Consider the following 24,114-nt stretch of genomic DNA (forward strand, 5'->3'; position numbering starts at 1 on the left):
TTACGACATATTTTGAAGGGCTAAAACACCTCAAAATGGAATTAAGTGTAAAATAAACAAAAATAAAGCTATTGTCAAAACAATAAATGCAATCGTTTGCATTTATTGTTTTTTTAATTGATATTTGGTTTTATTATCAATTTAATAATATTATGCGCTTTTCAATACATGGAACGAAATCTCTTACTGTTTTACTAGGTGTAGCAACCGTTCTTTTGACAGTTTTAGGGTGCCAGAAAAAGCTTGGTTCCAAGGAGGCTTCAAATCCTTCCAAGGAAATAGCTTTAACGGAGTCCCGGCCAGACTACGATTTTCCGTTTTATGATCCATCCTTATCCTTGGATGACAGGGTGCAAGATTTGATTTCAAGATTGACTTTGGAAGAGAAGGCCGACCAGATGATGCACAATACCAATGCCATCGAACGGCTGGGAATCCCGCCATATAGTTGGTGGAACGAAGCCTTGCATGGGGTGGGGCGCTCTGGAGTGGCTACGGTATTTCCACAGGCCATAGGTTTGGGAGCTACCTTTGATGAGGATTTGGCCTTACGGGTTTCCTCGGCAATTTCCGATGAAGCCAGAGCCATGCACAATGCCTCAAAGGCCAAAGGGTATTTTAAACGGTATAGTGGCTTGACTTTTTGGACGCCAAACATCAATATTTTTAGAGATCCTAGATGGGGCAGGGGCCAGGAGACCTACGGGGAAGACCCTTATTTGACCTCGCGTTTGGGAACTGCTTTCGTAAAGGGGCTTCAAGGAGATCATCCCAAGTATTTAAAAACGGCCGCTTGTGCCAAGCACTATGCGGTGCATAGTGGGCCTGAAAAGTTACGCCATGAGTTTGATGCGAAAGCCAATCCGAAAGATTTGTGGGAAACCTATTTGCCTGCTTTTGAGGCCTTGGTAAATACCGATGTAGAAGCCGTTATGTGTGCCTATAACAGTACGAATGGTGCGCCTTGCTGTGCCAATACATATTTGATCTCGGATGTGCTTTTGGACCAATGGGGATTCAAGGGACATGTATTGAGTGACTGTTGGGCCATCGTGGATTTTTACACGCCGTCTGATAAAGGCGGACATGGAACCGTAAAAACAGCGGCCCAAGCCTCAGCTTTGGCTGTTAAAAGTAGAGTGAGTTTGAATTGTGGTAGCACCTATTTGGAGGGGATTCCAGAAGCGGTAAAACAAGGGCTTTTAACTGAGGCCGAAGTAGACAGGGAGTTGGCCACTTTATTGAAAACTCGTTTTAAATTAGGACTTTTTGATCCGGCAGGGAGTCATCACTATGATGATATTTCTGTGGATGTTGTGGATAGTGAAGCGCATAGAGCCTTGGCCAGGGAGGTAGCGCAAAAGGGGATAGTCATGTTGAAGAATAATGGTGCGTTGCCTTTAAAGAATGACTTGGCACGATACTTTGTAACGGGTCCTCATGCGGCAAATAGCGATGTTCTTCTGGGGAATTATTTTGGAGTGAATCCTAAGTTGGTCACCGTTTTGGAAGGCACTGCAGGAGCGGTAGACCATGCCAGTCAGTTGCAATACAGAATGGGAATTATGTTGGACCGTCCAAATGCCAACCCTCAGGACTGGACCACTCCAAATGCTGGGAAAAGTGATGCCACTATTGCTGTTTTGGGGATTTCAGGACTATTGGAAGGGGAGGAAGGAGAGTCTATAGCTTCAGCCACTCTTGGAGATCGCTTTGAATATGGATTACCAGCGAACCAATTGGAATTTTTGAGAAAACTGCGAAAAGAAGCAGGACAGCTCCCAATCATTACCGTGGTTACAGGTGGTAGCCCCATTGATCTGGCAGAAGTGCAAGCTTTGTCGGATGCGGTGTTGTTTGTATGGTATCCGGGAGAAGAAGGCGGAAATGCCATTGCAGATATTATTTTTGGGAAGGTGTCTCCTTCGGGACGATTGCCAATTACTTTTCCAAAATCTTATGAACAACTGCCGGCCTATGAGGACTACACCATGAAAGGACGTACCTATAAATACATGGAAAAGGAGCCCTTGTACCCCTTTGGATTTGGACTTTCCTATACCTCATTTTCTTATGGCGTTCCAAAATTGTCTTCTAATTCCATTAGCTCAAATGAAACCGTAAAGGTAACGGTTGAGGTTACTAATTCAGGCAAGGTAGATTCCGATGAAGTGGTACAGTTATATGTGACTGATATGGATGCGAGTTTTGAGGTTCCCAATTTTCAGTTGCAAGGAGTGAAAAGAAGTCATTTTAAAGCCGGGGAAAGCAAGCTCTTAACCTTTGAGTTGGGGCCAAAGGCCTTTGAAATGGTAAACGACAAAGGAGAACGACTTATTGAATCAGGGACTTTCAAAATCTATATTGGAGGTTCCAGTCCCATGAAAAAAAGTATTGTATTGGGCGCTCCAAAAATGGGAGAAGTTACTATAGAACTAAAGTAGACCAAGGTTTATTGCGTTGTGTTTTAGTTTCGCTTTGACGACTCTCTAACCACCACTTCTGTGTTTAGAAATGTAACTTCAGTAATATCATCATCAAGGGCATTTTTAAGGTGCTTTACTATTTTTTCGGCAGAGGTTTGTCCCATTTTATAGGCGGGATGTGTTACCGTCGATAGGCCTGGATCGATGATGGATGCAATAGGGTCATCGTTAAACCCAATGACGGCCAATTCTTTGGGAACCTTCACATTGAGTCGCTTGGCTATTTGAATGGCGCTTACACCCGTAGTGTCATTGGCGGAAAAAATACCATCAGGGGGATTCTCCATTTTCAGTAGTTTTTTGGTGGCTTTTTCACCCTCCTCATAACTTAACGTACTGAAAGGGATGATGAGGTCTTCGTTTACCTCCAAATTGTAATCACGTAAAGCTTCCATGTATCCTCGTTTCCGTTCACTATAAATGTTCATGTATTGGGATCCTGCAAAATGGGCAATTCGCTTGCAGCCTTGTTCAATTAAGTGCTTGGTTGCTTTATAGGCTGCGGAGTAATTGTCGATCATCACTCGATAGGTTTCGATGTCCTTGGGCACACGGTCCACAAACACAATTGGGATATTTTTGTTCATGAACTGTTTAAAGTGAGATGTGTCCCTGGTTTCCATGGCCAGAGAGCAAATAATCCCACTAACCCTACTGTTATAAAGGGCCTGTGCCATATTGATTTCGTTTTCATAAGAATCGTTGGACTGGGTAATAATGACATTGAATCCCGACTTTTGCGCGCGTTCTTCAATACCACTAATCAAAGCCGAAATAAAGGGACGATTGATCCTTGAAATAAGGACGCCAATAGTGTAGGTTTTGTTGTTACGTAAACTGGCGGCAATCGTATTGGGGGAATAGCCCATATCTTGAGCCGCTTGTTTTACCTTTTCTATGGTCTTTTTACTGATGCTGTGATGGTTTTTTAAGGCTCTGGAAATCGTGGAAGTGGATAAATTGAGGGCCTTGGCAATATCATAGATGGTTATGTCCTTTTTTTGTGTCATAGATCAATTTTGAACGTACCTACAAAAATAATCTTTTTTAACAAATTACCGATTGTTGAATTTTTTTAGTTCAAAAATTAGTAATGTTAAAATTTTAGGGATAAAAATTATTTAATTGTTAAATTTTATATAAAACTTTTGTAAATTGTCAAGAATTAAAAAGAAGGTTACACACTTAGTTGCCATTTATGAGGAGTTTCAAAAATCAATTGTTTTTGTCGGTTGCCGTATTGAGCTTAGGTTTGGGATTAATTTCCAATACCAAAAATTTTTCCAATTTAAAGCAACCGATTGCGTACAATCCAACTGTTGCTTTCGATTGGTTTGAATATAAAGGACAAGATGCCGTTTTTGAAAACAATAGTCCAACACAAAATGAATATGTAAATCCTATATTGGCGGGTTTCTACCCAGACCCCAGTATTTGTAGGGCAGGAGATAGTTATTATTTAATAACCTCTTCATTTTCATATTTCCCAGGGCTTCCTATTTTTAAAAGCACCGATCTCGTTAATTGGAAGCAGATTGGTCATGTCATCACCCGAAAATCGCAAGCAGATTTTACAGGAGGGGTGTCCAGAGGACTTTTTGCGCCAACCATTCGATTTCATCAAGGGACTTTTTATGTGATTTGCACCAATGTTAGCTCCAAAGGCAATTTTATTGTTACCAGTACAAATCCAGAAGAAGGTTGGTCTGATCCTATTTGGTTACCTGAAATTGATGGTATAGATCCTGATTTGTTTTTTGATGACGATGGTAAAGTCTACATCACACATAATGGTCCGCCGCCAGGAAATATTTCAAAACACAATGGGCATCGAGCTATTTATACTTGGGAATACGATTTGAAACGTCAAAAAATAGTCTCCAACCAAAAGCTGTTGGTTGACGGCGGTACCGATATGGCCAAGGAGCCTGTGTGGATTGAGGCCCCACATATTTTCAAAAAGAATGGCTATTACTATTTGTTTTGTGCCGAAGGGGGGACAGGGTATAACCATTCCGAAGTGGTGTTCAGGAGCAAACATATTTACGGCCCTTATGTAAGCTATGAGAACAATCCTATATTGACCCAAAGACATTTGTCCAAGGATCGTCCAGACCAAATTACCACTGCAGGCCATGCGGATTTTGTGGAATTGCCAAACGGCGATTGGTGGGGCGTGTATTTGGGATGCCGTCCTTACGATGATGACTATTATAACACGGGGAGGGAAACCTTTATGCTGCCTGTGACCTGGGAGGCGAATGGTTGGCCTGTTTTTGTAAAAGGCACAGAAGCCCATCCGTTTGTACATGAAAGACCAGATTTACCTTTAAGCAAAGAAAAGGTGGATCCAACCACTGGCAATTTTTTGTCTAGAGACGAATTTTCATCGGGTTCGTTGGATCTGGTTTGGAATTTTCTTAGAACTCCAAAAGGGCCATTTTACCATTTTAAAGATGGACAACTGCTGATGGAGGCCCGAACCGAAAGTATGCATGACGAATCCAAGTTTTCCTTTATCGGAAGGCGGCAACAGCATACTAGTTTTGAGGTGGCCTCAAAATTCTCATTCCAACCTTCCCAAACATCTCAAGCGTCTGGATTGGTAGCCTTTCAAAATGAAAAACATTACCTATTCATTGGGAAACGTTTCAATGAGCAAGGTAACACAGAGGTGTTTTTAGAGCAAAGTTTTGGGGATTCACTGGAGATTTTGGCCTCCAAAGTTTTAGAAGAAAGCAGCCATGATCTTTGGGTGAAAATTGTGGGACGCACCAAGTATTACGATTTCTATTATAAACAAAATAAAGATGACGATTGGCGGTTGCTAAAGGCCAATGTTGATGCTTCATTATTGAGCACCAAGGTCGCGAAAGGATTTGTGGGGAGCATGTTGGCTATGTACGCTTCCAGCGAGCATTTTTAAGGTCATTTTAATTAATAACTAAGTGATGTATTACATAGGATATGATTTAGGAAGTTCATCTATTAAGGCCGCATTGGTCAATGCAGCTTCAGGCAAGGTTATAGGGCTGACCCAATATCCAGAAAAGGAAATGGAAATCATGTCTCCAAAAACAGGGTGGGCGGAACAGGACCCTAACCTTTGGTGGGAATATTTGGGGGTGCTTACTCAAAAATTGATAAAGCAAACAGGGGTAAATAAAGCTAGAATAAAAGGTGTGGGGATTGCCTATCAAATGCATGGTTTGGTTTTGGTGGATAAGGATTTTGAGGTTTTGAGACCTTCAATTATTTGGTGCGATAGTAGGGCTGCGGCAATAGGGAATCAGGTAGTTCATTATTTGGGAGAAGAAAAGTGCATGTCTCATTTATTGAATTCCCCTGGGAATTTCACACTTTCCAAGCTAAAATGGGTCAAGGACAACGAACCTTCCCTATATGAAAAGGTGCATAAGTTTTTATTGCCGGGAGATTTTATTGCTCTTAAGCTTACAGGAGAAGCCACTACGACAATTTCTGGACTTTCCGAAGGGATCATGTGGGATTTTAATGCTAATACCACTGCCAATTGGTTGTTTGATTATATGGCAATTGATCGCAGTTTGATTCCTAAAATAGTTCCCACCTTCTCTGTTCAAGGTTCGGTTACAAAAACAGCCGCCAAGAGCACTGGATTGCCAAGTGGTATTCCTGTGTTGTATCGTGCCGGAGACCAGCCCAACAATGCTTTGTCCTTGAATGTTTTGCGTCCAGGGGAGATAGCCGCTACGGGCGGGACTTCGGGGGTGGTGTATGCCGTGACTGATGAGACAAAAAGTTCAGAGAGTTTACGGATCAACAATTTTGCCCATGTAAATTACACTAAAGAGAATCCAATAATAGGTAAGCTTCTCAATATTAATGGCGCAGGGATTCAATATAGTTGGATGAAGGAGCATATTTTGAAAGGCGAAAATTATAGACAGATGAATACTATGGCGGCCAATGTTCCTATTGGGGCAGAAGGTTTACGTGTCATTCCTTTTGGAAATGGCGTGGAGCGCATGATGAACAACACAAATGATGGCGCGGCCATATTCAACCTAAATTTTAATAAACACCATGCAGAACATCTGTTTAGGGCCGCTTTGGAAGGCATTGCTTTTTCGTTTGTTTATGGAGTCAACATTATGAAGGGAGATGGGGTAAAGGTATCCAACATTAGGGCAGGGAATGATAACCTGTTCCAATCGGAAATATTTGCTAGTACTTTGGCAACCCTTATTGACTCAGAAATAGATATCCTAGATACTACCGGAGCTATTGGAGCCGCAAGGGCGGCAGGAGTAAGCATGGGAGATTTTAATAGTCTGGAAGAAGTTTTTTCAGATAACGAGAAGGTATGTACTTATGGTCCCGTAAAGGATAAAGCTCCCTATACTGAGGCATTTCAACTGTGGGAGCAGGATTTGGAACAACGGTATATAAATAATCCATAACACATTATTCGCAAATAAAATACATCATAACATAAAAAAATACATTATTAAAATGGCAACTAAAGAATATTTCAAGGGAATTAAGCATATTGAATACGAAGGGAATTTGTCCCACAACCCATTGGCGTTTAAATATTACGATCCCAACAGAATGGTAGCTGGAAAAACCATGCGTGAGCATTTCAAATTTTCAGTGGCCTATTGGCATACCTTCTGCGGTCAGGGAGCAGATCCATTTGGAGTTGGTACCCAGAATTTTCCTTGGGACCAATCCTCAGAACCAATGCAGGCAGCCAAAGATAAGGCCGATGCCGCTTTTGAGTTTATGGACAAAATAGGGTTTGATTACTATTGCATCCACGATTTTGATTTGGTGCAAGAAGCTCCCACTTTTGCCGAATCCGAGAAGCGTTTGAGTACCATTGTAGATTATATCAAAGACAAACAAAAATTCAGTGGGAAAAAGTTGCTTTGGGGAACTTCCAATTGTTTTACACATCCAAGATATATGAATGGTGCTGCCACCAATCCGGATTTCAAAGTATTGGCAAGAGCAGGAGGGCAAGTGAAATTGGCCATTGATGCCACCATCGCTTTAAATGGAGAAAACTATGTGTTTTGGGGTGGTAGAGAAGGTTATATGTCCCTGTTGAATACGGATATGACGAGGGAGTTGGACCACTTAGCACAATTTTTAACCATGGCGCGCGATTATGCCAGAAAACAAGGTTTTAAAGGTACATTTTTCATTGAACCCAAACCTATGGAGCCTACTAAGCACCAATATGATTTTGATACGGCTACGGCCATTGGGTTTTTGAAGGAATATGGCTTGGAGCGTGATTTTAAGATCAATGTGGAAGTCAACCATGCCACCTTGGCGCAGCATACCTTTCAGCATGAACTGGAAGTGGCTGCCAGAGCGGGAATGTTGGGAAGCATCGACGCCAATAGAGGGGATTACCAAAATGGTTGGGACACCGATCAATTTCCTAACAATATACAGGAAGTTACCGAAGCGATGTTAGTTTTCTTAAAAGCGGGCGGACTGCAAGGAGGAGGCGTGAACTTTGATGCTAAAGTCCGCCGAAATTCTACAGATTTGGAAGATCTCTTTCTAGCCCATATTGGTGGTGCCGACACTTTTGCAAGGGCTTTGATTACTGCGGACAAAATCATTTCATATTCGGGTTACGATTCCTTAAGAAAACAACGTTACAGTTCTTTCGATTCAGGTAAAGGGAAAGAGTTTGAAAAAGGAAAATTGGACCTGTCAGACTTATATGATATCGCTGCAGAAGAAGGAGAAATCCCTCTGCAAAGTGGTAAGCAGGAGTTGTTTGAGAACATTATTAGCCAATACATTTAGACCATTCTATTTATGAGAAAGTACAAACCTTTGTTCATCATATCTCTTTGTTTAACAGGTGCTTTGCTTTCGTTCAATTGCGGAGGAGACGACTATGAAATCCCTGACCCTTCCCCAACACCAGCCAAAGTAGTTACCATTAATTTGGAAGAGCAATATCAGACTATTTCTGGTTTTGGTGGGGCCAACAGGATGTGGACATCCAATTATTTGTCTGGAGAAGCAGCGGAAAAAGCCTTTGGCTTGGGAGAAGACCAATTGGGGCTCAGTATTTTTAGAGACCGTATTTCACCAAACCCATCGCAATGGTCACAAACCGTAGCTTCCCTGCAAGCAGCCCAAAACCATGGTGTCACCTTGATGGCTTCACCTTGGTCGCCACCGGCCAATCTAAAGAGCAATAACAATACAGTAGGCGGACATTTGTTACCCGAATATTATGAGGCCTATAAAAATCACCTTAATGAGTATTTAAGTTTTATGGCAGGACAAGGGGTGAGCATAGATGCCATTTCCGTGCAAAACGAACCGGAAATACAGGTAAGTTATGAATCCTGTGATTGGAATGCCACAACAATGGGAGATTTTATAGCTGCCTTTGGCGGTGATATCAATGCCAGTTTGGTGGCTCCGGAATCATTTAATTTTAGTCAATCGTTTACAAATACCTTGTTGAATAGGCCTGAGGCGGTTGCCAATATTGATATAGTAGGAGGGCATATTTACGGAGGAGGATTGGCAGACTTTCCTTTGGCAGAACAACATGACAAGCCCATTTGGATGACCGAATATTTAATGAACTTAAATACAGGAAATCCCGATATGCCTGCATGGAGTACTTATAGTGAAGCCGATATTTGGGAGGAAACTATGGAAATGTTGGCATCTATGCATAATGCCATGAGCCATAATTGGAATGCATATATTTGGTGGTATATCCAACGCTATTATTCGTTTATCGGGGACGGAACCGAAGGTACCCAAGCAGGGGAAATATTGAAGCGAGGCTATGCCTTTTCTCATTATTCAAAATTTGTGAGACCTGGATATGTTAGGGTAGGCCTAACCGATCAAGATAATTCAGGGTTGCACATTACGGCGTATGACAGCCCCAATAAAATTGTGGTTGTTATTTTGAATCAAAGCATTTCTACGGTGAGTAAAATTCATTTTGAAATACCTCAAGTCAGTTCGGTTTCTGCTTTTGAAACATCTGCATTATTGAATAGGGAAAGTAAGTCGGCAACCATCACAGAAGATTTGAAGGTGGCTTTGGATTTGGTAGCTCCAAAGAGTGTGACCACCCTCGAAATTATCAAATAATAATTTAAATATAAGTCTTACCTTACATCTGTAAAAATCATAATACCTAATAACTAAACTAATATTTATGGAAACAGTTTTGCAAACCGCCGACTGGTGGGTTTTGGGACTCTATTTTTTGGCCCTAATTGCCGTGGCGGTATGGGTGGTACTTCAAAAGAATAAAAACACAGAAGATTACTTTTTAGCAGGCCGTAATGTGGGCTGGTTCGTCATTGGGGCCTCTATTTTTGCTTCCAATATCGGGTCGGAGCACGTGGTTGGCTTGGCCGGAACAGGTTTTGAATCGGGAACTCCAATGGCGCATTACGAACTTCATGCTTGGATTGTACTGCTTTTGGGATGGTTGTTTTTGCCTTTTTACATTAGAAGCGGTGCCTTTACCATGCCTGAATTTTTGGAAAAACGATTCGATAGTCGCTCGAGATGGTTCTTGTCGGTTTTTTCATTGTTGGCCTATGTGTTGACAAAGGTATCGGTAACCATTTATGCCGGAGGAATTGTGGTTTCTGAATTGTTGGGGATTCCTTTTTGGTACGGAGCGATTGGCATTGTGATTTTCACAGGAATCTATACCGTAGTAGGAGGGATGAAAGCTGTAATTTATACGGAAACCCTTCAAACGGTTATCCTTATTTTGGGATCCATGATCATTACTTATTTAGGAATGCAGGAAGTTGGAGGATGGTCGCAATTAAGGGAAACGGTGACAGCCGTGAGCCCAGACCATTTCAATATGTGGCGCCCCATAAGTGACCCCGATTTTCCTTGGACTGGGATGTTGTTTGGAGGGACCGTGGTTGGGGTTTGGTATTGGTGTACGGATCAATATATCGTGCAGCGTACCTTGGCAGCCCATAATATTAAAATTGGTAGAAGAGGGGCCATTTTTGGGGCCTATTTAAAGTTGTTACCTATCTTGATTTTTTTGATTCCTGGTATCATCGCGTTTGCCTTGACCATTCAAAACCCTGAAATGTTTGGTGTAGAGAAAGCCGATAGAGCATTTCCTATGTTGGTGAAAACTTTGTTGCCCGTAGGTTTGAAAGGTTTGGTAGCTGGAGGATTGATGGCGGCTTTGATGAGCTCTTTGGCTTCGGTGTTTAATTCCTGTTCTACGATTTTCACTATTGATATTTATAAGAAGTTAAAACCACAAAAAAGTGAACGGGAATTGCTTACCATTGGTAAAGTGGCGACCAGTTTTATTGTGGTTTTGGGGATTATCTGGATTCCTATTATGGAAAAAATTGGAGGAGGAGTGATGTACCAATATCTTCAAAATGTACAGTCGTATATAGCGCCTCCAGTAACAGCAGTATTCCTTTTAGGGATTATCTGGAAACGTGTCAACTCCCAAGCGGCCATTACCACTTTAATGGCAGGGTTGGTATTGTTGATTTTGCGTTTGGGAGCCGAAATTTATTACCAGCCACAAATTGCTTCAGGGGAAACGGTGGATAGCCTTATGTTTGCTTTTGCATCGATCAACTTTGCCCATATGGCTATCTTCATGTTTATTTTCTCCGTGATTTTATGTGTAACTGTTAGTTTGGCTACGGGCGCTCCAAATTATGCGAAAATCAGTGGTCTGTCTTTTGGGACCTTAACAGCTGAAGACAGGGCGGCTTCAAAAGGTAGTTATGCTACAATTGATATTGTGCTTTCGGTACTTTTAATTGTCATAGTGGTGGCTATCCTATCGTATTTTACTAGTTAAACCTAGCTCAATTTGATATTAAATGGCCAATCAATTTTGATTGGCCATTTTTTTTGAAATTTGCAAAAATATTTTTGTTTAATCATTGTTAATTAAGGTTTTAGCGTTAATTTTAGTGTACGAAATATAAAATGGTTATTTTGTAGATTCGATTCGATTAGTAGCAAGCACTGAAAATATTAATCCATAAAAAAACATAGTATTATGAGCAACAGTAATTCACTTTTCGGACTTTTGGTAGGAACCGCGGTTGGCGCTACTTTAGGAATTCTTTTTGCACCAGAAAAGGGTAGTGTTACAAGACAACGCATTGCGGATGAAGCCATGTCGGCAGCGGACAAGTTTAACAGTACCGCACATGATTTAAAGGATAAAGCCAGTTCCAAGGCACACGACTTAAAAGATAAGGTTTCAAGTTTTATGAGCCATGACAAGGATTCGCTTGGATCCAATTTAGAAAGCTTGGTTAAAGAGGCTAGTGTGAAAGCGGAGGACGTTATCTCTGTGTTGGAGAAAAAATTGGCGGACCTAAAAGCTCAAAACAAGAAATATCAAAAAGCCTAGTATGAATTTGTTTGAGTCATTAAATGAAGCATCATCCAAAGCTGTAGATTCAGGCGAAGTATTTTTGATCAAATCCAAGGAGTATGCGAAGTTAAAGGTCTTTGAACAGCTCACTATTTCTATGAGCTTATTAGGCAAAGCCCTTTTAATAGGAAGTTTTGTATTGATCGGCTTTTTCTTTTTTGCCATTGCAGCAGCCATCGCCTTAGGGAGAATTTTGGACGACTATGCCTTATCCACAACCATCGTAGGAGGTTTCTTTTTGCTAATGGCCCTTTTGGTGTATCTGCTTCGACATATTATCAACAAAAAAGTGATACAGATCATGTCACCTAAATTCTTTAATTGATTTTTATGAAAAAGTATAATTCGTTTGCAGAGATAGAGTACGATTTAAAGCGATTGGATTTGGAACGGAAGATTGCTTTGGAGGAACTGAAAGGCGTTAAAGGCGGCTTGAAGGAGGATTTGCGGCCTTCCAATTGGATGCAGTTGGTATTGAACTCCGTAGGAAAATATGGTGCTTATTTATTGTTTAAAAAGTTGTTTTAAACAGCTCAATTAATTTCTAAAGAAAACCACCCCGTACATTTTGTAAAGCAAGGATGTCTCGGGGTTTTTTATTACTGACAATGTTCAATAAGTGTCTCCTATTGGTGTATAATAACTTTTAATAACTTCACTGTAAGTTTTGTTGTAAAAGTTCTACTTTTGTTAAGATTAAATCAGAGTAATTATGTCAGATACAATTGAAAAAGTAAAATGCCTTATCATAGGTTCGGGACCTGCAGGATACACTGCAGCGATATATGCAGCAAGAGCCAACATGGCTCCAGTTTTATACCAAGGAACCCAGCCGGGAGGGCAGTTAACAACCACCAATGAGGTAGAGAATTTTCCAGGATATCCAGAAGGAATCACAGGACCAGAAATGATGATGGAGTTGCAAAAGCAAGCAAGTCGTTTTGGAACCGATGTAAGAGATGGTTGGATTACCAGAGTTGATTTTTCTGGTGATGTGCACAGAGTGTGGGTCAATGACCATAAGGAAATCCATTGTGATACTGTAATTATCTCTACAGGGGCCTCTGCAAAATATTTGGGCTTGGTTTCTGAACAAAAATACTTGAAGCTAGGTGGTGGTGTTTCTGCCTGTGCCGTATGTGATGGGTTCTTCTACAGAAATCAAGAAGTAGTGATTGTAGGAGCTGGAGATTCAGCTTGTGAGGAAGCACATTACCTATCCAAATTGTGTTCTAAAGTGACTATGTTGGTAAGAAGAGATGTATTCCGTGCCTCAAAAATCATGGCCAATAGAGTTAAGAATACAAAGAATATAGAGATTTTATTCAATACAGAAACGGAAGAAGTATTGGGAGATGGCCAAGTGGTAACCGGTGTAAAAGTGAAAAATAATGTTACTGGTGAGCTTACAACCATCCCAGCAACTGGTTTCTTTGTAGCCATTGGGCATAAGCCTAACACAGATATTTTTAAGGAATATTTAGAGTTGGATGAAACAGGATACATTATCAACCAGCCGGGAACTTCAAAAACCAATGTAGAAGGGGTTTTTGTAAGCGGTGATGCTGCAGACCATGTGTACAGACAAGCTATTACAGCGGCCGGTACAGGTTGTATGGCAGCTTTGGATGCCGAACGTTATTTGGCCGCCAAGGAAGCTCCTGTGGAAGCTTAAGGAAACTTTTCTTTTATAATATAAAATCCGAAGTCTGCGCTTCGGATTTTTTTTATGTGGAATTTTGAATTTGATTAGGGCATATTTAAAATTTTGCAATTCTACATTAATTATAGGTTAAAGACTTGTTAAAACTTTGGGCTTAGGTATTATTTTCTAAATTAGCGGCTTTATTAACCCTAATTATTATTATGAAGCAATACTCAAAATTACTTTTAGCTAGTTTTTTAGCGGTGTTTTTTATAACACTTTCCTGTAGCGATGATGATGGCAACCAATCAGTAACTCCAGCAATTACCTTATCGAGCAATGTAGAGACCTTTCCTTTGGGAGAGAGCATCACTTTTGAAGTGATGACTCATGAAAACCAAAATGTGACTGCAAATGCTACGTATTTGGTAAACAATACAATCCTAGAATCAAATGTATTTACTCCAGAAGCAGAGGGGCAATACACAGCAAAGGCGACCTATTCGTTAAATGGTTCGAACTTAACAAGTAATACAGTTATTTTCACAGTAACTGAAATGCTTTTGACTTCTATTGAAATTAGTGCTGAATCTGAAAGTATTGAAATAGGAGAAGCTTTTACATTTAATGTGATAGGTAACAATGGTGCGGATGTAACTTCAGAAGCTACTTACTATATTAATGGAGAGGAGATCGCATCTAATGAATACACTCCAGAAGAAACAGGGACTTTCGAGGTAAATGCTACCTATATGCATGAAGGAACCCTTTTAGAAACAGACGTACTTTCTTTGGAAGTTTTATATCAGTCAACTGAGGTAACTGTTTTTGATGAGGTTGTATTTTACGATGGCTATCAAGCTACTGTAAGTGAACCGGTGCCTGCTGGCGTTATAAGAAAAAACAATGCGTCAAATGTGACAAAGTTGTCCCAAGAGGCTATCGATTTGTTTAGTGATGAACTAACCATGCATGTAACACTTGGTGCTTTATGTGACAATTATGATAGAATTGGTGGGGTGTATATGAACCTAGTACCTACGGGTGTGGAATTTAGTACAGATGTTGTTGAAGAACGTATTGAAATAGGACGTTTTATCACACCTTTCATGAATAAAAATGTAGAGCCTTCTGAAGTGCCTTATGAATTTGAAGTAGACAACCTAGCATTGTTGTTCAATGATCCTGTAATTAGCAGTACCTACGATTTTTGGATTGAGTTATACGTATTCGGTGTGTCTTCTGCTGCGCAACAGCAAGTTGCAGGATGTGCGGGAAGAATTGATACTTTCCTAGGTACATTAAAATTTGTTTCTAGCGACAAGACTTATGATCATGTGGCACAACATTTAGAGCCAATTGCATCTAGTGTACGAGTGAACAACTATAATTCCAACGGGACTGATGTTTTGGGTGAAACTACGAAGACTTTTACTTTCGATATAGAAGAAAACTTAAGTAATGCCAAAATCCACTTGATTACTTCTAACCATGGAGCTAACTCAGGCGGAGAGGAGTATGTAAGAAGAGAGCATTTTATCTATTTTGATAACAGTGAGTTGGATATGTATATGCCAGGAGGAAAGTCTTGTGAGCCTTACCGTCAATATAACACCCAAGGAAATGGAATCTACGGTAGTTCACCAAAATCAGAGTCATGGTGGACGTCTTGGAACAACTGGTGTCCTGGAGATGTTATTCCAATTAGAACTTATGAGTTGGGAGAGGTGTCTCAAGGAACACATTCATTTAAAATTGAAGTTCCAGATGCAGAATTTGTAGACGGACAAGGATATATTCCAGTATCAGTTTACATACAAGGGGATATTAACTAAAAAAGTTATTCCACAACTAAAACTACAATAACTACAACAAAAAAAATCCGAAGCGTAATTGCTTCGGATTTTTTTATATCTATTTGTTTTTAAACTTAGATCGTTTCTGGTAGGGTATAAGTTCTTCCTTCGTTCTGAGCTTTTAAGTAGTCCATTAAAGGCGCAAAGTAGTTCAACATAGGTTTTGCGCTCATTTCGCTTCCTACGCTTGATTTTAAAAGCTCTCTCCAATCATTGTTAGCTCCAGTTTCCAAGACACCTCTTAAGAAAGTCCCTACGTCCTTGCTTCCAAAGTAATTGGTAGCATGTGGATCTTGGTGTAAGATGTTTTTTGCAATGTGATCGTGGAATTGGAATAATAAAATGTATGAGATGGCGTAGTCATAATATTGTGCTGCATCATCATTGATATGGGTTTTTGAAGCAGCATCACAAAACTCTTCACCTCTTTCTGAAGGAGGTACCATACCTTGGTATTTTTTAGCCAATTCCCACCATTTTGCGTTGTATTGGTCTTTTGGTAAGTTTTCTGCATACAAAGCGTTTTCAAACTCACTCATCACACCTGCAGAGAATGGTAAAAACACAACATAGTTTAAGGCTTCTTTCAATAGGTTTTGAGTCTCATCAATTTGTACACTTTCGTCAACTAGACCTTTACTGGCCAAGAAAGGCTTTTGCATTGCAGCCAATCCTAATAAACTTCCAATAGCTTCGTGATATCCTCTGTTGGCTCCAGCACGTAATAATGGTGGTACATTTGGATTGGTATAAGCTTGATAGTAGTAAATATGTCCCAATTCGTGGTGAATGGTTTCGTAATAATCTGCTGTAGGCTCTACGCTCATCAAACAACGCAAATCGTTTTCAAGGTCCATGTGCCATGCAGAGGCATGGTTGTTCTTTTTGTAATCGGCATCGGCAGGTAAAGGGTACATGCTTGACTTTTCGTAGAAACTCGCTGGAAGTGGATCGAAACCAATGCTCACATAAAAGTTTTCTCCTTCTTTTACAATCCACTCAGGATCTTTGTCTGCCAAGGCAGCGTCAATATCCAAACCTTCAACATTTACCAATGGGCTCCAGTCTTGTCCCCAACGGTTAGGCAACCAGTGTGCAGGAATGTACTCAGGTACTTCTGCGTTATATTTCTTGGCCAATTCGTAACGTGCCCAAGTGTGTAATTCGCGATATAAAGGCCAAACTTCTTTTACCATTTTATTCATTTCGGCAAGCATTTCCTGGCGGTTCATACCGTATTCAGAAACTTGGTAGCTAAAGTAATCGTCATAACCTAAAGCCTGTACCGTTTGGTTGCGCAATTGGCGTAAGTTTTCCAAACCATCCTTCAAATCTTTTCCAACAGCTTTTGAGGCTTCCCAGTTTTTAAGACGCTCAGTTTCGTTGGAAGATTCTCTTAACACTTTATCGATATCTCCAGTAGTTACTGATTTCCCATCCACTTGAAAATCGAAACCATAAAGCGTTTCACTTTGTGCATTTTGGGCAGCAATTCTTTTGGATACAACATCCGAAACAGTTTCAGGGTTGTTTCCAGCTCCATAAAGAATGGTGTTCAATTGGCGTACTTGTACGATGTCCAATTCGTCCTTATGCTCTAAAAACTGTTTTGTTTTTTCAATAACTTCCGTGCTTCCTGTGAATTTAGCATAAGCTTCATTGGCTTTTTGTACGTTGTAAGCGTTGGTGGTGTCACCTGCTACAATGTGCGTATTGGCAGCCCATTCTGCTTTGGAAGAATCATAGTACAATTTTTTATAGGTTTTGGAATAGTCATCCAAAAAGGCTTGAGCTTCCTCTTTGACATTGGAAGACGCCTCTTGTTTTTTGTCTTCCTCTTTACAAGCAAGCATTGCTAGCAGAAGAAAAACTAAAGGGGTTAATTTTCTCATTTGTGTAGTATAATTATAGAATTTAATTAGTTTCCTTTTTTTGAAGTTTGGCCGTTCCCGTAAATTTGTTGATGGTTATTTGCGGTTCGTGGTACAGGTATATTTCAGAATTTCCGGCGGCGTCTATAGTTACATTTTCTTCAACTCCAATGGCCACATAACTACTGAGGTCGCTTACCAGATTACAGGTTTTAACCGTAAACTCTTTTCCTTCAAAACTGGAAGAGTTATCAGTGCGAATCAAGCAGGATTTTGAAGCCCCTTCAATATTGGCATCCGCACGTTGGTACATGTCCAATTTTACATATTTAGAGTTGATCAAGGCTTCGGTTTTGCTGTTGTCGTTTAAGATAATCTTGGAGCTATCTGCAGAAACATTCAATTTCACCTTGGATTTGTCATGGCTTGAAAACTCAAAATTAGTTGCATTAATGTTGAGATAGGCACGAGCAGAACCAGAGGTTTTTAGTGAGGTATTCTTTAATTCCAAAGAAGTGAGAGACCTTACTTCACCATCGTCCTTCACTTCAATATATTTCAGGTCATGACTATAATTGACGGTGATGTGCATTTTTTTCTTGGAGGTGATTTTTTTTGAAGTGCTAAAAACCAAGGTGCTGTCCTTTACTTCAAAAAGAATGACCTCATGTAGGTTGTCATCGGTTTCAATTTCTACGGAAGGTTTAGAGTTGTAGATGACTTCAATGGAAAAATCTTCACCAACGATAATTTTGTTGAAGGCATCAATGTAGGTTTGTTTGATGGTTACATTCCTGTCACCTTTTATTTTATCGTCACTTTGGCCAAAGGCCGTTAAAATAAAACCTATGCCGATACATAACGTTAAAAGGATTTTGTTCATCAGGTTTATTTAAGGTTCGTTAAGCAAATATATACAAAAACCATCCCAAACTCTAAAATGAGTCTGAAATGGTTTTTAAAATGATTGGCTTATTGGTGTTTATTCCTGTGTCTAGTGCTGTTTGATACTTCCAGAGACATTATCACTTTTTTGAACCTTTTCTGGATTTCCAAAGTAGGTCACATCGCCACCACTAGTAGCTGTGGCAATCAGTTCTTTGGAAGTATTTACCTTGATTCCCGCACCGCTGGACGCTTTTACGTGGGAGGATTCAGTGCTTAGGTTTTCTGCATTAATATCACTGCCACTACTGGCTGAGGCAATAAGGGCCGAAGTACTTCCGGAGAGCTCCAAGTCACTTCCGCTGGAGGAACTACAATCGATGGATTTAGCCTGTATGTCCAACTCCATGTCGCTGCCGCTTGAAGTTTCCAATACAAAATGATTGCCTTCAAAGGTGTTGGTACCATGAACATCGCTTCCGCTTGTGGCTTTGATTCTTGATACCTTGTTAAAATTCACCATTACCTTTTTAGATGCCGAACTGGAAATGTTCTCATTGGCATAAATTTTTAGAACATTGCCATCAACTTCTGTCATAATAATGTCCTGAAGGTTTTCATCGGCTACTACTTCAATACTAGCGATGTCACTTTGGGTTAAGTAGACATCAAGTCCTCTACTGATTTTGATCTCGTCATAATTGCCTGTTACTTGGCGTTGTTCAGTAGTTACGTTTCCATTGCCCTTAACTCCCGAGATTTTAAAGTCCATATTACAGGAACTTGCTAGTGCTCCCAACAGGGCTGCAATAATAATTTTGGATATGGTTGTCATAATTGATTGTTTTTTGATTGATAATTGTTTTGTAAATGTATGATTTGTTGTTGATGAATGGGTTTATAAACGTATGGGCTGTCGATTTTTAATGATGAACTGTAGCTTAGTTGTCGTCTGAGGTAATTTCAATACCCTCATCAGAAATATTAACCTTTACATCTTCCTTTTTAGCTTTTACGCCTTCGTTGTTAATTTCAATTTGAACACTGTCTTTTTTAAAGCGAACACCTTCCTCGTTAATGTTAAGTCCTGAATTTTCGTCGTTGACATTCACTTTAACCTTGAACTCATCATCGTCACAGTCCAAACAAATACTGCTGTCTTCCATTACTTTTAAGGTATGCGAAGCATCATTGTAAGAAGCTATATTGTTGTTGCTTCTATTGTGTCTTAAGTAGGATCTGGTATTGCCATTTAGGCTGAATACCATGCCTTCTGGTAAATACAGGATGACGGTAACGTTTTGATCAGAAAATTTGTTCTTGTAATCCGTATGCAAATAGTTGCTCAATAATAATTGATTGTTTTTGAGCTCGAACTCATAATCTATTTTTTCGGCCGTTTCTCGAGCTTCAATATAGTCGCTTCCTTTGGCTTCTTTTACAATTTGCAAATAGGCCGTGCTGTCTGAAGTAGAACGTATGTTAAGCATCACATTCTTTGAGAAAATAACCTTTTGGTCTTCATTATTGTACTTGATTTCAAAACCACCTTCTCTGTGCATGCCATACCGGTACTTGTCAAATTCGCTGGAGACCATTTTTATACTAAGGGTATCTGAATTTCTTAGATTTAGAGTTTCGGTTTCTGTTACTGAATTTTCAAGGGCGAAATGCGACGCTTCCTTAATTCCTATTACAATGATGCTTACCAAAGACAATAACCATAGGCCCAATAGGGTGAATTTTGCTACATTTCCTAGAGACTTGAGATTATTGATCAATATTTTCAATCCTAAGTAGAAAATGAAAAACAATGGAATACCAAACAACAGGAACAGTAGCACCGAGCCTACCCATAATGGCAGTCCAGTAGTGTTGAGTGCTTCAGGATAGTCCATCCACCAAGGGCTGTAGAAACTAGAGCCTCCAAGAGAGAACAAGCTAATGATAAGCCCGAAGAGCAAAATTGCTCCAAAAATGATTAAAATGATGCCAATAAACTTGGCAAATATTTTAAGGAAGAACATGATAATGTCCCCAATGGTATCAAAAAACGATTTGGATGTCGATTTGATTTTATTGCCTTGTTTGGGCAAATCGATACTTTTTACGGTGTCTGATACCGTTTGGGAGACATTTTCAAACCCGTCTTTAATTTTTTTTTCAATGTTGCTGATGTTTACAGGCTCTCCGGTCATTGTGAGTTTCTCAGCAGTGGTCACGGCCTCCGGGACCAATACCCAAAACAGGATATAAATGAACACGAAAGTACCTCCTGAGCCCAAAGCCAATAAAATCCACAACAAACGAATCCAGATGGCATCCACTCCTAAGTAGTGTCCCAAACCGGAAGACACACCTCCTATATAAGAGTTGTCGGTATCGCGATACAGTTTTTTTGAGGTTCTAGACTTGCTTTGGTAGCTTGTTTTTGGTTCGTCCTCAAAAATCTCGTCATCCACAAGATAATCCTCTGGTTGCCCCATGATGGCGATGACTTCTTCTACTTCCTTATTACCAATGACTTGTTTATCGTGCTGTACACGTTCGTTGAACAGTTCGGCAATACGAGCTTCTATGTCTGCAATGATTTCTGAGCGACCTTGGGAGTCGGTAAATGAACGTTTGATAGCCTCAAGATAGCGTTGCAGTTTTAAGTATGCATCTTCATCGATATGGAAGAATATACCTGCTAAATTTATGTTGACTGTTTTATTCATTTTGTTTGTTTTTTTGGCTTGTTACTAGGTTTACGGCGTGTTGCAATTCACTCCAAGTGGTGTTTAATTCTTTTAAAAACAGCTTTCCGGTTTCGGTAAGTCCGTAGTACTTTCTTGGAGGTCCAGAGGTGGATTCTTCCCAACGGTAATTGAGAAGCCCGGCATTCTTTAATCTTGTTAGTAGGGGGTATATGGTGCCTTCTACCACAAGCATTTTTGCGTCTTTTAGTGTATCCAAAATTTCTGCAACATAAGCATCGTCATCTTTTAGAATGGAGAGTATGCAGTATTCAAGGACACCTTTGCGCATCTGTGCTTTTGTGTTTTCTATTTTCATGTGTCAATGCTGTTTTTCAATGGAGCCAACAGGTCCATTGGGTTAATTTTTTGGTGGAAACTTCCTGATACTGTTCGTGTCATGGTCCTGGGCAATTAAAAGTTAAACTGTTCATTTTTTGATTGATTATTTGATGAAATTTATTGTAAAAGGGTAGTGGAACGGTTCGCCATCTCTAGCCTTAAGACTGGCCTTGATGATGAAAACCAATTCCAGGATAAACCCTATAAAGGCCAAAACTCCCAATCCACCACCTATATATAAAAGTGGTGAAGGTTTGCCGATATTGATATGGAAATCGTGCAACCCATGAAAATCGATAAAGTCAATGCCATGAAGGAATTTAAAAACGAAAAAGGGAACGGTAAGGGTTCCAATAATCAAGGCATATAACAAAATACTAATTTGAAAATTGATGGCCTGTTTGCCGTGCTGGTCTACAAACTCCGATTTATCCTTGTTCGCAATCCACAAAACAATAGGCCCGATAAAATTCCCCATGGGAATTACAAACCTTGAAAAGGTGGATAAATGAATAAATGTGGCGATATTTTTTTGGTGATTGTCTAGCATGGTTTTAAAACATATAATAGTTTCTTATGCAAATATATATCCAAAAGAAGGTATTATGCAATACAAAGTACTTAAAATTAACAAAATATTAACAATAATCAATTCCTTAATTTTCAATACTTTTAGTGAAATTTTAATCCTTATTATGAAGCTTACTCCAGCAAAAATCAACCTTTTCTTAATGTACAAATTACCGGCAGCCTACTTTACGGGCGTACGTGCTACCTATATCGATGATGAACGTTGTGAGGTTAAGGTGAGGCATCGTTGGATCAATCAAAACCCATTTCGATCTATGTTTTGGGCTGTTCAGGGGATGGCGGCCGAATTAACCACAGGGGCTTTGGTACTTTCTAAAATTAGGGAATCAGGAAAGCCTATTTCTATGTTGGTAGCATCCAACAGTTCTACCTTTTCAAAAAAAGCTGTGGGCAAAATTATGTTTCAATGTGTGGACGGTCTTAAATTGGATGAAGCTATAGAAAAGGCAATTGTCACCAAGGAAGGTCAAAGTTTTGTACTGCATGCCAAAGGGGTTAATAGTGACGGGGAAGAGGTATCTGCATTTAGTTTTGAATGGACCATTAAATTAAAGGAGCGGTTGTAACAAAGTGTAAAAATGAACAACTTATAGGTGTTTAATAAAAAAATGAAAAGATGACAGCACACGAAATCGACTATAGAATTTATGGAGAAGAAATGCAATTTGTAGAAATTGAACTCGATCCTAATGAAGGGGTTGTAGCCGAAGCCGGTAGTTTTATGATGATGGATGATGGTGTGAAGATGGAAACTATCTTTGGAGATGGCTCTACAAAGAGCGGCGGTTTTTTAGACTCCATTTTAGGAGCTGGTAAGCGTATTTTAACAGGTGAGAGCCTATTTATGACAGCGTTTTACAATACCTTGCCCGGAAAGCGAAATGTATCTTTTGCATCGCCTTACCCTGGAAAAATTGTGCCTTTGGATTTGACCGAATTTGGAGGGAAGTTTATTTGCCAAAAGGATGCCTTTCTTTGTGCGGCTAAAGGCGTGAGTGTTGGTATAGAGTTTAGTAAACGTTTGGGAAGAGGGCTTTTTGGAGGTGAAGGATTTATCATGCAGAAGCTGGAAGGTGATGGAATGGTGTTTGTTCACGCTGGGGGAACTTTGGCTAAAAAAGTACTGCAACCAGGAGAAGTTCTTAAGGTAGATACTGGTTGTATTGTAGGATTTACCAAGGAGGTAGATTATGATGTGGAATTTGTTGGAGGCATTAGAAATTCCATCTTTGGAGGCGAAGGATTGTTCTTTGCCAGATTACAGGGCCCGGGAACTGTTTATATTCAATCTTTGCCATTTAGCAGATTAGCAGGAAGGGTATTGGCCAACGCGCCTCAAGCAGGAGGAAGAAGTAAAGGAGAAGGCAGTATTCTTGGCGGTTTGGGCGATTTGTTGGATGGCGACAACCGTTTTTAAGGCTTTAATAATAGTTTCTTAAAGCTGTATTAATGTTTGTTTTTTCGTGTTAAAATTTGAAGATTTTCGTCAGACATAAAGGTTTTTTTACTACATTTAAAACATGGAAAATCTAACAAAAGAGCCTATACATAAATCTACTTTAAACCTAAAAACCTAACAAACGCATGGCAAGAGCAATGTTTGAGTACACCAAAACAATCCTTAAAAAAGTGAGTTTTGATGCTACGTTGTTTTGCAAAGAGGTACAAAAGGCAGTCAATAGATTATTACCATATGAAATTGACGAACTTAGAATCTTTATCGATTCGCTTGTACAGCAAAACCCAGAACTAAATCAATGTTTAATTTATTTAAAAGCATAAAGAAAAAGGCGACCAATTGGTCGCCTTTTTTATGACTCTTTTTTAGAATAATAAGGATTAGAGAATTATCTTTGCCGAAAATTTTATTCTGAAAAAGATATTTCTTCTCATATTGTTGGTTGCCTTTTCATTACGCCCCATGTTCTACTTGGGCCAGATAGGCTATTATGAGTTGAATATTGACTATATTATTGAAACATATTGTGTCAATAAGGACAAACCGCAGTTGCAATGTAATGGAAAATGTCATTTGGCAAAACAATTGCAACTTACTTCAATGTCTTCAGAAGATAGTACTGATGCTACATTTTTGGCAGAAGCTTTTTTTCCGGTGTTTTTGGTTCAACAGTCTGAAGTAATCTTTAAAAGCAACAATTTTAGCTTTCAGAAGAAACCAAAATTCTACTACAACAAGCAGTATGCTCATCTATTGGAGCATTCCATCTACAAGCCTCCAATGGCCTAAAATTTAATAT

At 39.7% G+C, this 24,114-nt stretch carries 22 protein-coding genes; 15 read left to right on the forward strand and 7 right to left on the reverse strand.

Annotated features, from left to right (window positions below):
• Positions 1–152: 152 nt before the first annotated feature.
• Positions 153–2,444, forward strand: a complete 2,292-nt coding sequence (locus ZA05_RS13910) for a glycoside hydrolase family 3 C-terminal domain-containing protein (protein WP_082333792.1) — start codon at positions 153–155, stop codon at positions 2,442–2,444.
• 23 nt (positions 2,445–2,467) lie between these two features.
• On the opposite strand, the gene ZA05_RS13915 is transcribed toward ZA05_RS13910, so the two are convergent.
• Positions 2,468–3,496, reverse strand: coding sequence for a LacI family DNA-binding transcriptional regulator (locus tag ZA05_RS13915; RefSeq protein WP_053992292.1), 1,029 nt, complete (start codon positions 3,494–3,496; stop codon positions 2,468–2,470).
• Positions 3,497–3,684: 188 nt separating this feature from the next.
• On the opposite strand from ZA05_RS13915, the gene ZA05_RS13920 reads away from it, so the two are divergent.
• The 10 genes from ZA05_RS13920 (at position 3,685) to ZA05_RS13965 (ending at position 15,408) form a co-directional block, all read left to right on the forward strand.
• Positions 3,685–5,412: a glycoside hydrolase family 43 protein gene (locus ZA05_RS13920; protein WP_053992293.1), complete on the forward strand. Its 1,728-nt coding sequence runs from the start codon at positions 3,685–3,687 to the stop codon at positions 5,410–5,412.
• A gap of 25 nt (positions 5,413–5,437) precedes the next feature.
• Positions 5,438–6,928 (forward strand): xylulokinase, encoded by a 1,491-nt coding sequence (locus tag ZA05_RS13925; protein ID WP_053992294.1) that lies wholly within the window; start codon positions 5,438–5,440, stop codon positions 6,926–6,928.
• A gap of 52 nt (positions 6,929–6,980) precedes the next feature.
• A complete protein-coding gene (xylA, locus tag ZA05_RS13930; RefSeq protein ID WP_197276099.1) occupies positions 6,981–8,297 on the forward strand; it encodes a xylose isomerase in 1,317 nt (438 codons plus the stop codon).
• 12 nt (positions 8,298–8,309) lie between these two features.
• Positions 8,310–9,620 (forward strand): hypothetical protein, encoded by a 1,311-nt coding sequence (locus tag ZA05_RS13935; RefSeq protein ID WP_053992296.1) that lies wholly within the window; start codon positions 8,310–8,312, stop codon positions 9,618–9,620.
• Between the two features lie 67 nt (positions 9,621–9,687).
• Positions 9,688–11,340: a sodium:solute symporter gene (locus ZA05_RS13940; protein WP_053992297.1), complete on the forward strand. Its 1,653-nt coding sequence runs from the start codon at positions 9,688–9,690 to the stop codon at positions 11,338–11,340.
• A 204-nt stretch (positions 11,341–11,544) separates the two neighbouring features.
• Positions 11,545–11,904, forward strand: coding sequence for a YtxH domain-containing protein (locus ZA05_RS13945; protein ID WP_053992298.1), 360 nt, complete (start codon positions 11,545–11,547; stop codon positions 11,902–11,904).
• A 1-nt stretch (position 11,905) separates the two neighbouring features.
• Entirely contained in the window at positions 11,906–12,253 is a 348-nt protein-coding gene (locus ZA05_RS13950; protein WP_053992299.1) for a hypothetical protein, read from the forward strand.
• A gap of 5 nt (positions 12,254–12,258) precedes the next feature.
• Entirely contained in the window at positions 12,259–12,456 is a 198-nt protein-coding gene (locus tag ZA05_RS13955; RefSeq protein WP_053992300.1) for a DUF6327 family protein, read from the forward strand.
• 184 nt (positions 12,457–12,640) lie between these two features.
• The gene (gene trxB / locus ZA05_RS13960) at positions 12,641–13,603 is read left to right on the forward strand and encodes a thioredoxin-disulfide reductase (protein WP_053992301.1); all 963 of its coding nucleotides are present in this window, start codon (positions 12,641–12,643) and stop codon (positions 13,601–13,603) included.
• A 191-nt stretch (positions 13,604–13,794) separates the two neighbouring features.
• Positions 13,795–15,408: a peptide-N-glycosidase F-related protein gene (locus ZA05_RS13965; protein ID WP_197276100.1), complete on the forward strand. Its 1,614-nt coding sequence runs from the start codon at positions 13,795–13,797 to the stop codon at positions 15,406–15,408.
• A gap of 95 nt (positions 15,409–15,503) precedes the next feature.
• On the opposite strand, the gene ZA05_RS13970 is transcribed toward ZA05_RS13965, so the two are convergent.
• From ZA05_RS13970 to ZA05_RS13995, 6 genes are all read right to left on the reverse strand, one after another.
• Positions 15,504–17,321, reverse strand: a complete 1,818-nt coding sequence (locus ZA05_RS13970; RefSeq protein WP_053992302.1) for a M2 family metallopeptidase — start codon at positions 17,319–17,321, stop codon at positions 15,504–15,506.
• A 22-nt stretch (positions 17,322–17,343) separates the two neighbouring features.
• Positions 17,344–18,183 (reverse strand): GIN domain-containing protein, encoded by an 840-nt coding sequence (locus ZA05_RS13975; RefSeq protein ID WP_053992303.1) that lies wholly within the window; start codon positions 18,181–18,183, stop codon positions 17,344–17,346.
• 111 nt (positions 18,184–18,294) lie between these two features.
• The gene (locus tag ZA05_RS13980; RefSeq protein ID WP_053992304.1) at positions 18,295–19,020 is read right to left on the reverse strand and encodes a head GIN domain-containing protein; all 726 of its coding nucleotides are present in this window, start codon (positions 19,018–19,020) and stop codon (positions 18,295–18,297) included.
• Between the two features lie 106 nt (positions 19,021–19,126).
• Complete coding sequence (locus ZA05_RS13985; protein WP_053992305.1) at positions 19,127–20,905, reverse strand: PspC domain-containing protein; 1,779 nt, start codon at positions 20,903–20,905, stop codon at positions 19,127–19,129.
• Positions 20,898–21,242, reverse strand: coding sequence for a PadR family transcriptional regulator (locus ZA05_RS13990; protein ID WP_053975447.1), 345 nt, complete (start codon positions 21,240–21,242; stop codon positions 20,898–20,900). The genes ZA05_RS13985 and ZA05_RS13990 overlap by 8 nt, the downstream gene beginning before the upstream one ends.
• A 126-nt stretch (positions 21,243–21,368) precedes the next feature.
• Entirely contained in the window at positions 21,369–21,815 is a 447-nt protein-coding gene (locus ZA05_RS13995) for a DUF4870 domain-containing protein (protein WP_053992306.1), read from the reverse strand.
• Between the two features lie 145 nt (positions 21,816–21,960).
• Between ZA05_RS13995 and ZA05_RS14000 the strand changes: the two genes are divergently transcribed.
• The 4 genes from ZA05_RS14000 (at position 21,961) to ZA05_RS14015 (ending at position 24,104) form a co-directional block, all read left to right on the forward strand.
• Positions 21,961–22,422 carry a DUF4442 domain-containing protein gene (locus tag ZA05_RS14000; RefSeq protein ID WP_053992377.1) on the forward strand — a complete coding sequence of 154 codons (462 nt, stop codon included), beginning with the start codon at positions 21,961–21,963 and terminating at the stop codon, positions 22,420–22,422.
• A 50-nt stretch (positions 22,423–22,472) separates the two neighbouring features.
• Positions 22,473–23,273 carry a TIGR00266 family protein gene (locus tag ZA05_RS14005; RefSeq protein WP_053975445.1) on the forward strand — a complete coding sequence of 267 codons (801 nt, stop codon included), beginning with the start codon at positions 22,473–22,475 and terminating at the stop codon, positions 23,271–23,273.
• A 167-nt stretch (positions 23,274–23,440) separates the two neighbouring features.
• The gene (locus tag ZA05_RS14010; RefSeq protein ID WP_053975444.1) at positions 23,441–23,638 is read left to right on the forward strand and encodes a hypothetical protein; all 198 of its coding nucleotides are present in this window, start codon (positions 23,441–23,443) and stop codon (positions 23,636–23,638) included.
• Positions 23,639–23,777: 139 nt separating this feature from the next.
• Entirely contained in the window at positions 23,778–24,104 is a 327-nt protein-coding gene (locus tag ZA05_RS14015) for a hypothetical protein (protein WP_053992307.1), read from the forward strand.
• Positions 24,105–24,114: the final 10 nt, after the last annotated feature.

It is taken from the genome of Mangrovimonas sp. TPBH4 (assembly GCF_001280505.1).
Taxonomy (GTDB): Bacteria; Bacteroidota; Bacteroidia; order Flavobacteriales; family Flavobacteriaceae; genus Mangrovimonas_A.

Coding starts and splice junctions, on each gene's coding strand:
- ZA05_RS13910 (WP_082333792.1), top strand. CDS start 153: ATGCGCTTTTCAATACATGGAACGAAATCTCTTACTGTTTTACTAGGT.
- ZA05_RS13915 (WP_053992292.1), bottom strand. CDS start 3,496: ATGACACAAAAAAAGGACATAACCATCTATGATATTGCCAAGGCCCTC.
- ZA05_RS13920 (WP_053992293.1), top strand. CDS start 3,685: ATGAGGAGTTTCAAAAATCAATTGTTTTTGTCGGTTGCCGTATTGAGC.
- ZA05_RS13925 (WP_053992294.1), top strand. CDS start 5,438: ATGTATTACATAGGATATGATTTAGGAAGTTCATCTATTAAGGCCGCA.
- xylA (WP_197276099.1), top strand. CDS start 6,981: ATGGCAACTAAAGAATATTTCAAGGGAATTAAGCATATTGAATACGAA.
- ZA05_RS13935 (WP_053992296.1), top strand. CDS start 8,310: ATGAGAAAGTACAAACCTTTGTTCATCATATCTCTTTGTTTAACAGGT.
- ZA05_RS13940 (WP_053992297.1), top strand. CDS start 9,688: ATGGAAACAGTTTTGCAAACCGCCGACTGGTGGGTTTTGGGACTCTAT.
- ZA05_RS13945 (WP_053992298.1), top strand. CDS start 11,545: ATGAGCAACAGTAATTCACTTTTCGGACTTTTGGTAGGAACCGCGGTT.
- ZA05_RS13950 (WP_053992299.1), top strand. CDS start 11,906: ATGAATTTGTTTGAGTCATTAAATGAAGCATCATCCAAAGCTGTAGAT.
- ZA05_RS13955 (WP_053992300.1), top strand. CDS start 12,259: ATGAAAAAGTATAATTCGTTTGCAGAGATAGAGTACGATTTAAAGCGA.
- trxB (WP_053992301.1), top strand. CDS start 12,641: ATGTCAGATACAATTGAAAAAGTAAAATGCCTTATCATAGGTTCGGGA.
- ZA05_RS13965 (WP_197276100.1), top strand. CDS start 13,795: ATGAAGCAATACTCAAAATTACTTTTAGCTAGTTTTTTAGCGGTGTTT.
- ZA05_RS13970 (WP_053992302.1), bottom strand. CDS start 17,321: ATGAGAAAATTAACCCCTTTAGTTTTTCTTCTGCTAGCAATGCTTGCT.
- ZA05_RS13975 (WP_053992303.1), bottom strand. CDS start 18,183: ATGAACAAAATCCTTTTAACGTTATGTATCGGCATAGGTTTTATTTTA.
- ZA05_RS13980 (WP_053992304.1), bottom strand. CDS start 19,020: ATGACAACCATATCCAAAATTATTATTGCAGCCCTGTTGGGAGCACTA.
- ZA05_RS13985 (WP_053992305.1), bottom strand. CDS start 20,905: ATGAATAAAACAGTCAACATAAATTTAGCAGGTATATTCTTCCATATC.
- ZA05_RS13990 (WP_053975447.1), bottom strand. CDS start 21,242: ATGAAAATAGAAAACACAAAAGCACAGATGCGCAAAGGTGTCCTTGAA.
- ZA05_RS13995 (WP_053992306.1), bottom strand. CDS start 21,815: ATGCTAGACAATCACCAAAAAAATATCGCCACATTTATTCATTTATCC.
- ZA05_RS14000 (WP_053992377.1), top strand. CDS start 21,961: ATGAAGCTTACTCCAGCAAAAATCAACCTTTTCTTAATGTACAAATTA.
- ZA05_RS14005 (WP_053975445.1), top strand. CDS start 22,473: ATGACAGCACACGAAATCGACTATAGAATTTATGGAGAAGAAATGCAA.
- ZA05_RS14010 (WP_053975444.1), top strand. CDS start 23,441: ATGGCAAGAGCAATGTTTGAGTACACCAAAACAATCCTTAAAAAAGTG.
- ZA05_RS14015 (WP_053992307.1), top strand. CDS start 23,778: ATGTTCTACTTGGGCCAGATAGGCTATTATGAGTTGAATATTGACTAT.